The sequence below is a fragment of the Streptomyces sp. WAC07094 genome (assembly GCF_036320405.1).
GTDB lineage: Bacteria > Actinomycetota > Actinomycetes > Streptomycetales > Streptomycetaceae > Streptomyces > Streptomyces lannensis.
In genome coordinates this window covers 2,734,610-2,750,586 of record NZ_JAVMJZ010000001.1, presented here as the reverse complement: position 1 = coordinate 2,750,586, position 15,977 = coordinate 2,734,610, and the positions used below count along the sequence as shown (strand labels likewise).

11 protein-coding genes are annotated in these 15,977 nt (G+C 70.4%); 6 read left to right on the top strand and 5 right to left on the bottom strand.

Annotated elements, in window-relative coordinates; translation table 11 throughout:
- Positions 1-19: 19 nt before the first annotated feature.
- Together RCR19_RS11940 and RCR19_RS11935 are read left to right on the top strand one after the other, a co-directional pair.
- A complete protein-coding gene (locus tag RCR19_RS11940; protein ID WP_331265120.1) occupies positions 20-1,402 on the top strand; it encodes a cation:dicarboxylase symporter family transporter in 1,383 nt (460 codons plus the stop codon).
- 351 nt (positions 1,403-1,753) lie between these two features.
- The gene (locus tag RCR19_RS11935; RefSeq protein WP_331265119.1) at positions 1,754-2,524 is read left to right on the top strand and encodes a DUF2127 domain-containing protein; all 771 of its coding nucleotides are present in this window, start codon (positions 1,754-1,756) and stop codon (positions 2,522-2,524) included.
- A 22-nt stretch (positions 2,525-2,546) separates the two neighbouring features.
- On the opposite strand, the gene RCR19_RS11930 is transcribed toward RCR19_RS11935, so the two are convergent.
- Positions 2,547-3,698, bottom strand: a complete 1,152-nt coding sequence (locus RCR19_RS11930) for a serine hydrolase domain-containing protein (RefSeq protein ID WP_331265118.1) — start codon at positions 3,696-3,698, stop codon at positions 2,547-2,549.
- A gap of 382 nt (positions 3,699-4,080) precedes the next feature.
- Here RCR19_RS11930 and RCR19_RS11925 point away from each other — a divergent pair, with 382 nt between their 5' ends.
- The 4 genes from RCR19_RS11925 to RCR19_RS11910 all read left to right on the top strand — a co-directional run bounded on the left by RCR19_RS11925 (position 4,081) and on the right by RCR19_RS11910 (position 7,625).
- Positions 4,081-4,242, top strand: a complete 162-nt coding sequence (locus RCR19_RS11925; protein ID WP_331265117.1) for a cupin domain-containing protein — start codon at positions 4,081-4,083, stop codon at positions 4,240-4,242.
- Between the two features lie 155 nt (positions 4,243-4,397).
- Complete coding sequence (locus tag RCR19_RS11920) at positions 4,398-4,826, top strand: MerR family transcriptional regulator (RefSeq protein ID WP_331265116.1); 429 nt, start codon at positions 4,398-4,400, stop codon at positions 4,824-4,826.
- A 14-nt stretch (positions 4,827-4,840) separates the two neighbouring features.
- Positions 4,841-5,155 (top strand): thioredoxin, encoded by a 315-nt coding sequence (gene trxA / locus RCR19_RS11915; protein ID WP_331265115.1) that lies wholly within the window; start codon positions 4,841-4,843, stop codon positions 5,153-5,155.
- Between the two features lie 133 nt (positions 5,156-5,288).
- The gene (locus RCR19_RS11910; RefSeq protein ID WP_331265114.1) at positions 5,289-7,625 is read left to right on the top strand and encodes an ATP-dependent DNA helicase; all 2,337 of its coding nucleotides are present in this window, start codon (positions 5,289-5,291) and stop codon (positions 7,623-7,625) included.
- A gap of 63 nt (positions 7,626-7,688) precedes the next feature.
- On the opposite strand, the gene glgB is transcribed toward RCR19_RS11910, so the two are convergent.
- The 4 genes from glgB to RCR19_RS11890 form a co-directional block, all read right to left on the bottom strand.
- Entirely contained in the window at positions 7,689-10,439 is a 2,751-nt protein-coding gene (gene glgB, locus RCR19_RS11905; RefSeq protein WP_331265113.1) for a 1,4-alpha-glucan branching enzyme, read from the bottom strand.
- 32 nt (positions 10,440-10,471) lie between these two features.
- Positions 10,472-11,872, bottom strand: coding sequence for a maltokinase (locus RCR19_RS11900; RefSeq protein WP_331265112.1), 1,401 nt, complete (start codon positions 11,870-11,872; stop codon positions 10,472-10,474).
- Between the two features lie 86 nt (positions 11,873-11,958).
- Positions 11,959-13,659, bottom strand: coding sequence for a maltose alpha-D-glucosyltransferase (gene treS / locus RCR19_RS11895; RefSeq protein WP_115976347.1), 1,701 nt, complete (start codon positions 13,657-13,659; stop codon positions 11,959-11,961).
- Positions 13,656-15,779, bottom strand: a complete 2,124-nt coding sequence (locus RCR19_RS11890; protein WP_331265111.1) for a maltotransferase domain-containing protein — start codon at positions 15,777-15,779, stop codon at positions 13,656-13,658. Before RCR19_RS11890 ends, treS begins: the two co-directional genes overlap by 4 nt.
- Positions 15,780-15,977 lie beyond the last annotated feature (198 nt).

The window sequence follows — 15,977 nt, the reverse complement described above, 5'->3', positions numbered from 1 at the left end:
GTCGTCGAGGAGGGCAGCCGTGGCCAGCACACCCCCAACGGCATCCGCCGCGCCCGCGGTCAAGCGGGACCGCACCCACTATCTCTACATCGCGGTGATCGTCGCGGTGGCACTGGGCATAGCCGTGGGCCTCATCTGGCCCGATGCCGCGGTCGAGCTCAAGCCCCTCGGTACGGGCTTCGTGAACCTGATCAAGATGATGATCTCGCCGATCATCTTCTGCACGATCGTGCTGGGCATCGGCTCGGTGCGCAAGGCCGCCAAGGTCGGCGCCGTCGGCGGTTTCGCGCTCGGCTACTTCCTGGTGATGTCCCTGGTCGCACTCGCCATCGGCCTGGTCGTCGGCAACATCCTGCACCCCGGTGAGGGTCTGCACCTGACGAACGCGATCAAGGACGCGGGTCACGCCCAGGTGTCGGCGGACGCGCTGCCGCCGGTCGACTTCGTGCTCTCGATCATCCCCGTCACCTTCGTCTCCGCCTTCACCGAGGGCCAGGTCCTGCAGACCCTCCTCATCGCGCTCCTCACCGGGTTCGCCCTTCAGGCGATGGGACGGGCCGGTGTTCCGGTGCTGCGCGGCATCGAGCACATCCAGCGGCTCGTCTTCCGCATCCTCGCCATGGTCATGTGGGCCGCCCCGATCGGTGCGTTCGGCGCGATCGCCGCGGTCGTCGGTTCGGCCGGTCTGGACGCGCTCAAGAGCCTGGCCGTGCTGATGCTCGGCTTCTACATCACCTGTGTGCTGTTCGTCTTCGTCGTGCTCGGCGCGCTGCTGCGCGTCGTCGCGGGCCTGAACGTGTTCACGCTCCTGAAGTACCTGGGCCGTGAGTTCCTGCTGATCCTGTCCACGTCCTCCTCCGAGTCCGCGCTGCCGCGGCTCATCGCGAAGATGGAGCACCTGGGCGTCAGCAAGCCGGTCGTCGGCATCACCGTCCCGACCGGCTACTCCTTCAACCTCGACGGCACCATGATCTACATGACCATGGCGTCGCTCTACATCGCCGACGCGCTGGGCACACCGCTGTCGGTCGGCGAGCAGATCCCGCTGCTGCTCTTCCTGCTCCTCGCCTCCAAGGGCGCGGCGGGCGTCAGCGGCGCCGGCCTCGCCACGCTGGCCGGTGGCCTGCAGTCCCACAAGCCCGCACTGGTCGACGGCGTCGGCCTGGTCGTCGGCATCGACCGCTTCATGAGCGAGGCCCGCGCCCTGACGAACTTCGCGGGCAACGCCGTGGCCACCGTCCTGATCGGCACCTGGACGAAGGAGATCGACAAGGAGCGCGTCCAGGAGGTGCTCGCCGGCCGGCTGCCCTTCGACGAGCGGACGCTGCTCGACGAGAACGAGTCGGCCACTCCCGCCGAGCCTTCCGGGGACGGCGGCGAGAGGGAGCTGGCCAAAGCGTAGGCGTTCCGCCGGGGCGGCGGGGCCACGCGGCCCCACGCCCTCCGGCGGCGCGCTGCGCACCTGAACGCCGGGCGCCCGGCCCTGCCTGAACCCGGGCCGGGCGCCCGGGACCACAGAAAGACCGCCGAGCGGCCGTGCCTCCCCCCGTGGGCCCGGCCGCTCGGTCCTGCCCGGGTCCGCCCGCCCGGTGCTCCGGCGGGCGTCACCCTCGACGCCCCGCGAGCGCTGCCGAACGGAACCCGCTGACCTGCCGCGGAACCTCGTGCCCCGCTCCTACGTCTCGTAGGGCATGCACTACCGTGCCGTGCCGTACGGACCCGGCACGGCACCTTCCGCGGGAGGCACGGGGGTATGAAGATCGACTGGGACCGGCGGACCTGCGCACGCCGGGGACATGTGACCTACGCGCCGGAGGACCCCCGGCTTCGGGTGCGGCTGCGCGCCGACAGCGCGCTGGGCGAGATGTGGCGGTGCCTGCGCTGCGGCGACTTCGTCCTCGGTGAGCCGCACGGCTCGGGGCCGGCGGCCGAGGCGCCGCTCGTGCCGCGCGGCAAGGTGCTGCGCGACCTGTTCATCCTGCGCTTCCTCGCCGCCGAACGGGCCGTGCGCGGTGTGTTCATCGTCCTGGTGGCGGTCGCCGTGTGGAGGTTCAGCAACAGCCAGGACGCGGTACGGCGGCTCTTCAACGAGTATCTGGACGTCCTCCGCCCCGTCTTCCGGCACTTCCACTACGACCTCGACCACTCGCCCGTGGTCGGCACCATCCAGAAGACCTTCGGCTACCGGCACTCCACGCTCCTCCTGGTCGCCGGGCTGCTGCTGGCGTACGCGCTGGTGGAGCTCGTCGAGGCGGTCGGGCTCTGGTACGCCAAGCGCTGGGCGGAGTATCTGACGGTCGTCGCCACGGCGGCCTTCCTCCCGCTGGAGGTCTACGAGCTCACGGAGCACGTCAGCGCGTTGAAGATCGCCACCCTGGTGCTGAACATCCTCGCCGTCCTCTACATCGCCATCGCCAAGCGGCTGTTCGGGCTGCGCGGCGGACGCAGGGCGTTCGACGAGGAGCGGCGGAGCGCATCGCTGCTGGAGGTCGAGGAGTCGGCGGGGCTGGCGGGCGCACGGTAGGTCCCCGGACCTCGCGAGCTCCTCACGAGGCCTCGGCCGCGTACCGCCAGAAGTCGCGCATCAGGGCGGTGGGGCTCGGGTTCTCCATCGCGCGCTGGGTGAGCAGGATCGCGACCGTGCCGGTGGCCGGGACGATGTGCGCGGTGGTGCCGGTGCCGCCGACCCAGCCGTAGCGACCCGGCACGGTCCACGGGTCGGTGGTCGCGATGTCGACCGAGCCACCGTAGCCCCAGCCCTGTCCCTCCAGGAACAGCGTGCTCGAGGCGCGCTGCTCCGGGGTCAGATGGTCGGTGGTCATCCGGCGCACCGACTCGGCGGTCAGGACACGGCGTCCGTCCGGCGCGGTCCCGCCGTTCAGCAGCATCCGGCCGAAGGCCAGCCAGTCCGCGGCCGTTCCGGCCAGTCCGCCCGCTCCGGAAAGGAACGCGGGCAGGCTGCTCCAGGCGCCGTCCGGGGTGTCCGTCGGCTCCAGGCCGCCCTTGCCGTCCGGCTGGTAGGCGGTGGTGAACCGGTGCCGCCTGGCGGCCGGCACCTCGAATCCGGTGTCGGCCATGCCGAGCGGTGCGAGGATCCGCTCGGTCAGAACCTCGGGAAGCGGGCGGCCGGTGGCGCGGGAGATCAGGATCCCCTGGAGGTCCGAGCAGGTGTTGTAGAGCCAGGCGGTGCCCGGCTGGTGCAGCAGTGGCAGACGGGCCAGTCCGGCGAGCCAGGTGTCCGGGTCGGGGAGGCCGGCCGGGGTGCGGCCGTCCTTGTGCACGGCGAGCAGTGCCTTGACCTGCGGAAGGGAGAAGTCGTCGGGGAAGCCGTATCCGGCGCGGAAGGTCAGCAGGTCGTCGACGGTGATCGGGCGGGTGGCGGGCACCACGTCCTGAAGCGGACCGGCCGGCGTACGGACGACCGCGGGCTGGGCCAGCTCGGGCAGCCACTCCGAGATCGGGGCGTCGAGGGCGAGGGTGCCGTCGTCGACGAGGGTCATGACGGCGGCGGCGACGACGGGCTTGGTGATCGAGGCCAGCCGGAAGACGGCGTCCGGAGGCATCGGGGCCGATGCGGTGGCGTCGAGGAAGCCGACCGCCGCGGTCTCCGTGCTGCCGTGACGGTCGATCAGCGCCACCGCGCCCGGGGCCCAGCCCTTGTCGACATACGTCTGGAGGAGGTGGTGCAACGTGGTCATCGATCCGTCCGCCTTCGTCGGGGGCTTTGGGAGACGAGACCGCCGGGGCGGGCGGAAATCATCGGTGCGCCCGGACACCGCGGTCGACGGGGGTCTCCGGCCGGCCGATCGGGCGCGGAGAGCAGCCCCACCGCCGTCGTCCTCGGCGAACTGGCCGCTGCCTTCCAGGTCCCCATCTCCGTCCGGCTCGCCCCGGCCGAGGCCAGTGGGGTGCACCGGACGGCCGACGCCACGGAGTGGCACGATCCGGCCACCGGATATCGCCGGCGCCAGATCACCGGGCCGCGCTTCCCGGCAGACATCGCCGAGGTCCGCCTGCCGCCCGGGGCCCGCGTGTCGTATCCGGCGGCATCCCTGGCCTTCCAGCGGGAGGCCGTCTGGGGTGCTCGACGGCCGGCTGACCTTCCACGAGGGCGATGTGGTGCATGAACTCGGCCCGGGTGACTCGATCGAAGTCGACGGACCCGTTCCGTGCGTCTTCGCCAACACCGGCGATGCCGAGTGCCGCTATGCGGTCATCCTGGCCCGCGCCGAAGGGCCGTGATCCTTCCCTGCATCCGGCAATTCCCACGGCGTCAGTGCCCGGCCCCACGACGACGACGTCGATCGTCCCGTCGTCCCCCGGTGGGGCGCGAGTGGGCGGGCCGCCCGGCCCGAGCGCTTCCCCTGACCCCGGCGTCAAGGATTACGGTCGAACGCATGCGAATCGGCGAGCTGGCGGCGCGGGCCGGTACCACCACACGGGCCCTGCGGTACTACGAGTCGCGGGGGCTGCTGCCCGCGCGACGAACCGGCAACGGGTACCGCACCTATGACGATCGGGATCTGAAGCTGCTGCGGCAGATCCGCACGCTGCAGGACTTCGGGTTCGACCTGGAGGAGACGCGGCCCTTCGTGGAGTGCCTGCGGGCCGGGCACCCGGAGGGTGACTCGTGCCCGGCGTCGCTCGCGGTCTATCGGCGCAAGCTGGACGAACTCGACACGCTCATCGGCGAGTTGCAGGCGGTGCGGGCGCAGGTCGGCGAGCAGTTGGTGAGGGCCGAGCGGGCGCGTGCGGCGCTGGCCGCCGACGCGGCGGTTCCGGGTGGTCCGGAACCGGAGTGCGAGCTGGGAGGACGCAAGCAGTGATCAGGGCGGCAGGCGTGACCGAGGTGACGGACGCGGACTTCGAGACCGAGGTGATCGGGGCGGACCTTCCCGTGCTGGTGGAATTCACCGCGGACTGGTGTCCCCCGTGCCGGCAGATGGGGCCGGTGCTCACCGACCTCGCGGCCGAGGAGGAGGGCCGGCTCAAGGTGGTGCAGCTGGACGTGGACGCCAATCCGGCGACGACGAACGCCTACAAGGTGCTGTCGATGCCCACGTTCATGGTGTTCCGCGGCGGTGAGCCGGTGAAGGCGATGGTGGGGGCGCGGCCCAAGCGGCGGCTGCGGGAGGAACTGACCGACGTGCTCTGAGCCGTCTGCACGAAGAAATCCCCCGAGCAATTGCGCTCGGGGGATTTCTCTGCGTATATTCAATGATTCGCGACTTCAATGATTCGGTCGCGAAGAAGTTCAATGCGCACAGTATATCCGGGCGGGAGCGGAATTGTCAAACACCGAATTTCCAGACGACGACTTGCGCCGGGAACAGGAATTCATCGACGCGTTGTATGCGCGCGTGGACGTGCTGCGCGGCGACACCGAGTCCTCCGTCGAGGACGCGCTGGCGCAGGGCGACAAGCCCATGCAGGCCCGGCTGGAGCGGGACATCCTCGTCGCCGAACGCTCGGGACTGCTCGCGGCGCTCAACGCCGTGGACGGGGCGCTCTGCTTCGGCCGTATCGACCTCTCCTCCGGGCAGAGCCACCACATCGGCCGCATCGGGCTGCGCACCGACGACGCGGACCGGACACCGGTCCTGATCGACTGGCGGGCCGAGGTCGCCCGGCCCTTCTATCTGGCCACCGGTCACACCCCGATGGGGCTGCGCCGGAGGCGGCACATCGCCACCGAGGGGCGCCGGGTGACGGCCCTGCACGACGAGATCCTCGATCTGAGCGACCGCGAGCGCACCGGACACGAGGACCCGACGGGCGACGCCGTGCTGCTCGCCGCGCTGAACTCGGCGCGCACCGGCCGTATGAGCGACATCGTGCAGACCATCCAGGCAGACCAGGACCGCATCATCCGCGCGCCGTACCGGGGCGTGCTCGTGGTGGAAGGCGGCCCCGGCACCGGCAAGACCGCCGTCGCCCTGCACCGGGCGGCCTACCTCCTCTACGAGTACCGGGAGTTGCTCGCCCGCCGCGCGGTCCTCGTCGTCGGCCCGAACCCGGCGTTCCTCGGGTACATCGGCCAGGTGCTGCCCTCGCTCGGTGAGACCGGCGTCCTGCTGGCCACGGTGGGGGAGTTGTTCCCCGGTGTGAAGGCGAGGACGGCAGACACCCCCGAGGCGGCCGCCGTGAAGGGGCGCGCCGACATGGCCGACGTCCTCGCCGCCGTCGTACGCGACCGGCAGTCGCTGCCCGACCCGGTGATCGCCATCGCTCACGACCGCGAGGTCCTGATGCTCGACGACGGCCTGGTGAACATGGCCCGCGAGCGCACCCGTGCCGCCCGGCTGCCGCACAACGAGGCGCGCGAGCACTTCGAGGGCCACATCCTCAACACGCTCACCGACATGGTCGCCGAACGCATCGGCACGGACCCGTACGACGGGTCCAGCCTCCTCGACCCGAGCGACCTCACCCAGATCCGCGACGAACTCGCCGAGAACCGCGAGGTGTGGTCCGCGATCGACTCGCTGTGGCCGCGGCTGACGCCGCAGCGGCTGGTCGCCGACTTCCTCGCCGATCCCGGGGGCTATCTGTCCGACGAGGACGCGTCCGCCGTCCGCCGCCCGGTCACCCGCGCCTGGACCACCGCCGACGTGCCGCTGCTCGACGAAGCGGCCGAACTGCTCGGCGAGGACGACCGGGTGGCGAAGGCGCACGCGGAGCGCGAGCGGGAGACACAGGTGGCGTACGCGCAGGGCGTGCTGGACGTGTCCTACGCCTCCCGGACGTACGAGTTCGAGGACAAGGAGGAGGGCGACCCCGAGGGCTCGGAGGTGCTGTCCGCGCACGACATCATCGACGCCGAGCGGTTCGCCGAGCGGCAGGAGGAGGCGGACCACCGCAGCGCCGCCGAGCGAGCGGCGGCCGACCGCACCTGGGCGTTCGGGCACATCATCGTCGACGAGGCGCAGGAACTCTCGCCGATGGCGTGGCGCCTGCTGATGCGGCGCAGTCCGACGCGCTCGATGACCCTGGTCGGGGACCCGGCGCAGACGGCCGAGGCGGGCGGTGTCGGATCGTGGTCGGAGATCCTCGAGCCGTATGTCGGGGACCGCTGGGAGCACACACGACTCGGCGTCAACTACCGCACGCCGTCCGAGATCATGGAAGTGGCGGCTGCCGTGGTCCGCGCGGAGAACCCCGGCTTCGAGCCTCCGAGTTCGGTGCGGTCCACGCGGGTACGGCCCTGGGTGCGCGCCACCGACGACCTGCCCTCCGCGGTGGAGAAGGCGGTCGAGGAGCTGACCGCGTCCCTCACGGGCCCGGAGCCGGAACGGGATGAACCGCAGGAGCGGGACGGCACCCCCGCGGGCAGGCTCGCCGTGATCGCCCCGCGCGAACTGCACCGGGCGCTGGCCGTGCGCCTCGAAGGGGTGACGGCAGGCGAGGAACCGGATCTGACCCGGACCGTCGTCCTGCTCGACCCCCGCCAGGCCAAGGGGCTCGAGTTCGACGCTGTCCTGGTGGTCGAACCCGGACGCTACGGCACGAGTGATCTGTACGTGGCGCTGACCCGGGCGACGCAGCGGCTGGGTGTGCTGCACACCGGCAAGCTGCCGAAGGCGCTGGGGGCCGGGCTGTCCGAGCGGCCCGACTCCTCCGCCTGAACGGGCTGCTCCCGGGTGTCCGGAAGCCGGATCACGGCTTCCGGACGCCCGGGAGTGACGACGTCACGCCGGGCGGAGCCAGAGTGTCGCCAGCGGGGGCAGGGTCAGCCGCAGGCTCGCCGGGTGGCCGTGCCAGGGCGTGGGCTCCGGCTTCAGCGGGTCGGGGTTGTGGATGTCGCTGCCGCCGTACTTGGCCAGGTCGGTGTTGAGCAGTTCGTGCCAGGCGGGGATGTCGTCGGGGACGCCGAGGCGGTAGTCGTGGCGTACGACGGGGGAGAAGTTGGACACGGCCAGCACGGGTGTGTCCTCGTCGTCGTAGCGCAGGAACGCGAACACGTTGTCCTCGGCGGCGTCCCCGACCGTCCACCGGAATCCGGAGGGTTCGGTGTCCCGCTGCCACAGGGCCGGGGTGCGCAGGTAGACGGCGTTCAGGTCGCGTACCAGGTCGCGTACGCCGCGGTGGTCGGCCTGTGCGCCGTAGGCCGGGTCCAGCAGCCACCAGTCGGGGCCGTGGGCCTCGGACCATTCCGCGCCCTGGGCGAACTCCTGTCCCATGAACAGGAGTTGCTTGCCCGGGTGGGCCCACATGAAGCCCAGGTAGGCGCGGTGGTTGGCGCGCTGCTGCCACCAGTCGCCCGGCATCTTCGACACCAGCGAGCGCTTCCCGTGCACGACCTCGTCGTGGGAGATCGGCAGCACGTAGTTCTCGCTGTAGGCGTACACCATCGAGAACGTCATCTCGTGGTGGTGGTACCTGCGGTGGACCGGCTCATGACTCATGTACTGCAGCGAGTCGTGCATCCAGCCCATGTTCCACTTCAGTCCGAAGCCCAGACCGCCGAAGCCGCTCGGGCCCCTGTGGTGCGTGGCGCGGGTGACGCCGTCCCAGGCGGTGGACTCCTCGGCGACGGTGACGACGCCGGGGCAGCGGCGGTAGACGGTGGCGTTCATCTCCTGCAGGAAGGCGACCGCGTCCAGGTTCTCCCGGCCGCCGTGCTCGTTCGGGCTCCACTGACCGGGCTCGCGGGAGTAGTCCAGGTAGAGCATCGAGGCGACCGCGTCCACCCGCAGCCCGTCGATGTGGAACTCCTCGCACCAGTACACGGCGTTGGCGACCAGGAAGTTGCGCACCTCGCGCCGGCCGTAGTCGAACTCCAGGGTGCCCCAGTCCGGGTGGGCGGCCCGCAGCGGGTCCTGGTGCTCGTACAGGGCGTGCCCGTCGAACTCGGCCAGCGCCCAGTCGTCGCGCGGGAAGTGCGCGGGCACCCAGTCCATCAGGACACCGATACCGGCCTGGTGCAGCGCGTCGATGAGGTACTTGAAGTCGTCGGGGCCGCCCAGCCGGGCGGTGGGCGCGTAGAAGCCGGTGACCTGGTAGCCCCAGGAACCGCCGAAGGGGTGCTCGGCGACCGGCATCAGCTCCACATGCGTGAAGCCCAGCTCCTTCACATACGCGGGAAGCTGCCCAGCGAGCTGACGGTAAGTCAGCCCCGGCCGCCAGGACGGCAGATGCACCTCGTACACGGAGAACGGCGCCCGGTGCACCGCGGTGTCCGCGCGATGCGCCAGCCACTCCCCGTCCCCCCACTCGTGATGCGACGCATGCACGATCGAGGACGTGTTCGGAGGAGTCTCCGTACGGCGCGCGAGCGGGTCGGCCCGCAGCGTCCTGGACCCGTCGGGCCGGGTGATGTCGTACTTGTAGAGCGCGCCCTCGCCGACGCCCGGCACGAACAGCTCCCAGACACCGCTCGAGCCCAGCGAACGCATCGGGTGGCCGGTGCCGTCCCAGAAGTTGAAATCACCGGACACGCGTACGCCCCGGGCGTTCGGCGCCCACACCGAGAAGCGGGTGCCGGTCACACCCTGGTGGGTCATCGGGTGGGAGCCGAGCACCCGCCACAGCTCCTCGTGCCGGCCCTCGCCGAGCAGGTGCAGATCGAACTCACCGAGGGTGGGCAGCAGGGCGTAGGCGTCCTCGGTGTCCTGCACCGAGCCCTCGTACTCCACGAGGAGCCGGTACGACGGGACGTCCCGAAGCGGCAGCAGCCCGGAGAAGAAGCCGTCACCGTCGTCGTGCAAGGCGGCCCGAAGGGAGTCGGCGACGACGGTGACGGAGAGCGCGTACGGCCTGAAGGCCCGGAAAGCGACCCCGCCGGGCACCGGGTGTGCGCCGAGCACCCCGTGCGGATCGTGGTGGGTGCCGGCGAGCAGCCGTTCACGGTCCTGAGCGGCGACGGCGGGGGAGAGGACCACGTCCTGTCCCGCAACGCCGGTCGGTACCGCAGGCGCCCCGGCCACGGGGGCCGCCGCTGAGTCCTGCTCGACCGCCTCACGTGCCATCGGCACCGTGGCCGGGCGGCCCGCGCGGGTCCCGACCGGGGACGCCGGGCCGGCGGAACCCCGGTGTGCCGAGGTCCTCGCGTCCGCTGCCTTTCCTGCGCCCGCCTTCTTGACCGCGGCCTTCCTCGCCGGAGCCGCTTCGGCGGTTCGTGCGGCGGCGATCGGGGCGGCTGCCGTCCCCGCCGTGGTCTTCACCGGGGCCGCCTTCTTGGCGGAAGCCTTCTTCGCCGGCGCCTTCTTCGCAGGCGCCGTTTGCGCCCCGGTCCGTTCGGCCGCGGCCTTCTTCAGCGCGGCCGTCGCCTTCTGCGTTCCGGTCGCCGCCTTCTTCGCCACCGCCTTCTTCTTGCCGGCCGCCGACTTCCCGGCGGCGGCTGCCGCCTTCTTCCCGGCGGTCGCCTTCTTCGCACCGGTCTTCTTCGGACCGTCGCCGTTGTTCTTCGTACTGTCGTCGGACGGAGGACGGGGGGTCACGGACGGGGCCTCCTCGGCAGGGGGTTGGTGGTTCACGGTGTGACGCCGGCGGACAGGCGGTGTATCGCGGCCATCGGCACGGGCAGCCAGTCGGGGCGGTGCCGGGCCTCGTACACGACCTCGTAGACGGCCTTGTCCGTCTCGTACGCGCGCAGCAGGACCGGTTCGGTGCGTGGATCGTGCTCCGCGACGTCCGCGTACCCGGAGCAGTAGGCGGCCCGGCAGGAGTCGGCCCAGTCCGCTGCCGGGGGCCCGGCCGAGTGCGCGGCGTAGTCGAACGAGCGGAGCATTCCCGCGATGTCCCGTACCGTCGGCTGCGGCATCCGCCGCTCGGCCAGCGGCTTGGACGGCTCGCCCTCGAAGTCGATCAGTGACCAGGAGCCGGACGGTGAGCGCAGGCACTGGCCCAGGTGCAGATCGCCGTGGATGCGCTGGGCGGTCCAGACGTGCCCCTCGGCGGCGAGGTCGGCCAGCGCCTCGAACGCGGAGCGCAGCCCGGGCGCGTACGGCCGCAGCGCGGGCACCGCCTGTGCCGCCGCGTCCAGACGCTCGATCATGCCGTCGGCGAGCAGCCGTATCCGGGCGTGGCCGAGGGTGACCGTCGGCAGGGCGCGGGCCAGCGCCAGATGCACCTCGGCCGTCGCCCGCCCCAGTGCCCGTGCCTCCCCGGTGAAGTCCTCGCCCTTGGCTAGTTCGCGCAGCGCGAGTTCCCAGCCGTCGGTCGCACCGCGCAGATAGGGCTGGAGCACGCCGAGGACGTAGGAGTCGTCGAGCCCGTCGAGGTCGGCCAGCAGCCAGCCGGCCGGCGCCGGCACCCAGGGGCTGTTCTCGCGCGCGAGCATCAGCGGAAGCTCCAGGTCCGGGTTGGTGCCCGGGACGAGGCGCCGCAGAAGCTTGAGGATGAACGTATCTCCGTATACGACAGAGGAGTTGGACTGCTCCGCGGTCACCACCCGCGGCGTCAGTCCTTCCCCTATCGTCTGGTGCGCGTCCCCCTCGAAGCGCAGCCGGCCGATACGGGCGCGGCTGCGGATCGCCTCCAGGAGGACGGACGTGGCCCGGGCGTCGTACAGCGCCTCGTAGACGGTCCGCCCGGCGAGCGGTCCGTCCTCCGGGTGCCCGATGAGTGCGGGCGCCAGCCGCGGCGGCAGTGCCTCGCGCACCCCGATCAGCAGCTGGTAGCAGTCGCCGGGGTGCGGCACGGCACCCTGGGTCGGTACGTCGGGTTGATGGGCCCGCACGAGCAGATGGAGCAGGCTCAGCGTGCCCCCGGGCGGCAGCAGTTCGGTGGCCGCCACCAGGGAGAACCCGGTGACGGGGCGGCCTTTGCCCGCGAACCAGCGCTGACGCGGCAGCCATTCCCTGAGCAACGGGTCCAGGGAGGCGAGCAGACCGGGCTGGGTCGCGGCGGGGTGGGTGACGGCTTCCGGCATGGCGTGCGTCCTTTCCCCGGGGGGCGGTCGGGGTGTCACTGGCTGCGTGCCCCGGGCGGGGCGGTGGAAACCGCCCCGCCCGGCCACTACACGGGGTCCTTGCGGAGTCGGAACCAGTAGAAGCCGTGGCCTGCGAGGGTGAGCAGGTAGGGGAGTTCGCCGATGGCGGGGAAGCGGACTCCGCCGATGAGTTCCACCGGGTGGCGGCCGTTGAAGCGGCTGAGGTCGAGTTCGGTGGGCTGGGCGAACCGGGAGAAGTTGTGCACACACATCACCAGGTCGTCCTTGTACTCGCGCAGGAAGGCCAGCACGGCCGGGTTGGAGGACGACAACTCCGTGAAGGAGCCCAGACCGAACGCCGGGTTCTGCTTACGGATCTCGATCATGCGGCGGGTCCAGTGCAGCAGCGAGGACGGCGACGACATCGACGCCTCCACGTTCGCCACCGGGTAGCCGTAGACCGGATCCATGATCGTGGGCAGGAAGAGCCGGCCCGGATCGCACGAGGAGAAGCCCGCGTTGCGGTCCGGGGTCCACTGCATCGGGGTGCGGACCGCGTCCCGGTCCCCGAGCCAGATGTTGTCGCCCATACCGATCTCGTCGCCGTAGTACAGGATCGGCGAGCCGGGCAGCGACAGCAGCAGCGCGGTGAACAACTCGATCTGGTTGCGGTCGTTGTCCAGCAGCGGAGCCAGCCGTCGGCGGATCCCGATGTTGGCGCGCATACGGGGATCCTTGGCGTACTCCGCCCACATGTAGTCGCGTTCCTCGTCGGTGACCATCTCCAGGGTCAGCTCGTCGTGGTTGCGCAGGAAGATGCCCCACTGGCAGTTGGAGGGGATCGCCGGGGTCTTGGCCAGGATCTCCGAGACCGGATAACGCGACTCACGCCGCACCGCCATGAAGATGCGCGGCATGACGGGGAAGTGGAAGGCCATGTGGCACTCGTCGCCACCACTGCCGAAGTCCCCGAAGTAGTCGACCACGTCCTCCGGCCACTGGTTCGCCTCCGCCAGCAGCACCGTGTCCGGATAGTGGGCGTCGATCTCCTTGCGCACCCGCCGGAGGAACTCGTGCGTGGCGGGCAGATTCTCGCAGTTGGTGCCTTCCTGCTGGTAGAGGTAGGGGACGGCGTCGAGGCGGAATCCGTCGATGCCCAGGTCCAGCCAGAATCTCAGCGCGGAGATGATCTCCTCCTGCACGGCCGGATTCTCGTAGTTGAGGTCCGGCTGGTGGGAGAAGAAGCGGTGCCAGTAGTACTGCTTGCGGATCGGGTCGAAGGTCCAGTTGGAGGCCTCGGTGTCCACGAAGATGATCCGCGCGTCCTGGAACTGCTTGTCGTCGTCGGCCCATACGTAGTAGTCGCCGTAGGGGCCGTCGGGATGGGCGCGCGATTCCTGGAACCACGGGTGCTGGTCGCTGGTGTGGTTCATCACGAAGTCGATGATCACGCGCATGCCGCGCTGGTGGGTGGCGTCCACGAACTCCACGAAGTCCGCCAGATCACCGAACTCCGGCAGCACCGCCGTGTAGTCCGACACGTCGTAACCGCCGTCCCGCAGCGGCGACTTGAAGAACGGCGGCAGCCACAGGCAGTCCACACCCAGCCACTGCAGATAGTCCAGCTTCGCGGTCAGCCCCTTCAGATCACCCACACCGTCGCCGTTGCTGTCCTGGAAGGACCGGACCAGGACCTCGTAGAAGACGGCACGCTTGAACCACTGCGGATCACGGTCCGCGGCGGGAGTGTCCTCGAAGGTGTCCGGGACGGGCTCGTTGACGATCATCGTGTGGGTGACCCTCCGGTCTGCAGTGAGGACGGTCGCAGGACGGTCAGCACGTGCGCGGGAGCCTCGCCCGGCGAAAGACGCACGTAGTTGGTCCTGCCCCAGTGGTAGGTGACACCGGTGAGCTCATCACGCACCGGCACCGACTCGTGCCAGTCCAGACCGAGCCGCGGCATGTCCAACGACACCGTCGCCTCCTGGGTGTGGTGCGGATCGAGGTTCGCCACCACCACAACCGTGTTCGAACCCGAACGCTTGGAGTAGACGATCACCTCGTCCTTGTCCGCGTGATGGAAGTGCAGGTCCCGCAACTGCCGCAGCGCCGGACTGGCCCGCCGGATCGCGTTCAACCGCGTGATGAGCGGTGCGATGGTGCGTCCCTCACGTTCGGCCGCTTCCCAGTCCCGGGCCCGCAACTGGTACTTCTCGGAGTCCAGGTACTCCTCACTGCCCTCCCGCAACGGCACGTTCTCACACAACTCGTAACCCGAGTACACCCCCCACGTCGGCGACAACGTCGCCGCCAGCACCGCCCGCACCTCGAACGCCGCACGCCCCCCACCCTGCAGATACGCATGCAGGATGTCCGGCGTGTTCACAAAGAAGTTCGGCCGCAAGTACGACGCCGACTCCCCCGACAACTCCGACAGATACTCCGTCAACTCCGCCTTCGTGTTCCGCCACGTGAAATACGTGTACGACTGCTGGAACCCCACCTGCGCCAGCGTCCGCATCATCGCCGGCCGCGTGAACGCCTCCGCCAAAAAGATCACATCCGGATCCCGCCGGTTGATCTCCCCCAGCACCCGCTCCCAGAACACCACCGGCTTGGTATGCGGATTGTCCACCCGGAAAATCCGCACCCCATGCCCCATCCAGAACCGAAGGACCCGCAACGTCTCCGCCACCAGCCCCTCCATGTCCGCATCGAAGAACACCGGATAGATGTCCTGATACTTCTTCGGCGGATTCTCCGCATACGCGACCGACCCGTCCGCCCGATGCCTGAACCACTCCGGATGCTTCTCCACCCACGGATGATCCGGCGAACACTGCAACGCGAAATCCAGCGCCACCTCCAACCCCAACGACCGCGCCCGCCCCACGAACCACACAAAATCCTCGACCGACCCCAGATCCGGATGCACCGCATCGTGACCGCCCTCCGGCGACCCGATCGCCCACGGCACCCCCACATCCCCCGCACCCGCCGACACACTGTTGTTGCGCCCCTTGCGGAACGTCGACCCGATCGGATGCACCGGCGGCAGATACACCACGTCGAAACCCATCCCCGCGATCACCGGCAACCGCCGCGCCGCCGAACGAAACGTCCCGTGCGGACGCTCCACCGTCCCCTCCGACCGAGGGAAGAACTCGTACCAGGAGCCGAACAACGCCCGCTCCCGCTCCACCACCACCCCCCGCACCTCCGAACACGACACCCCCTCACGCAACGGAAACCGCCCCAACACCCCACCCACCTCAGGCGTCAACGCACCCGCCAGACGAGCGGCCGCCGGACGGCCGGTGTCCCGCAGGGCGTCCACCGCGGCCAGGAGGGCCTGTCGTCCGTCCTCGTCCTCCGGGACGCCGGCGGCCGCGCGTTCGTAGAGCCGTGCGCCTTCCTCCAGGACCAGTTCGGTGTCGAGACCGGCAGGGATCTTGATCTCGGCGTGATGCCGCCACGTGGTGACCGGATCGCCCCACGCCTCAACGGCGTAGGTCCACCGGCCCTCGCTCGGCAGGGAGACGGTGGCGCCCCAGCGGTCGGTGCCGGGGGCCAGTTCGCGCATCGGGGTCCAGGGGCCGGGCCGGCCTTCGGGGTCTGCGAGGACGACATTGGCGGCGACGGCGTCATGGCCCTCGCGGAAGACCGTGGCGGAGATCTCGAACTCCTCGTCCACCACCGCCTTGGCCGGACGCCGGCCCTGGAGGACGAGGGGGCGTACGTCGAGTACGGGGATTCGCCCGATCGTGGGACCGGTGTCCGGGGGCGGAGTGGGACTCGGGCCCGCGGAGGGTGCCCGCGGGGCGGCGGGCACGGCGTCGGCCTGCTCCAACGAGGAGGTGACGGTGCTGTTGGTCGAGGGTGCCGGCGAGTGGTGCGTCGGGGGCATGACCGCTCCTGTCCGCATCGACGTGGGTGGGCGGATGAGGGTGTCGGAAGACGGGGCAAGCGGGGCTACCGGAGGAGCCTTCCCACCCGGTGCGGGTGGGCATTCCGGCACTTTGTTAACTACTCACGCGTATGTCTACCTTCAAGACCGGCCGCATCCGGAACGGCGAAAAGGTCCGGCCCCGCCCTCAGGGGCGAG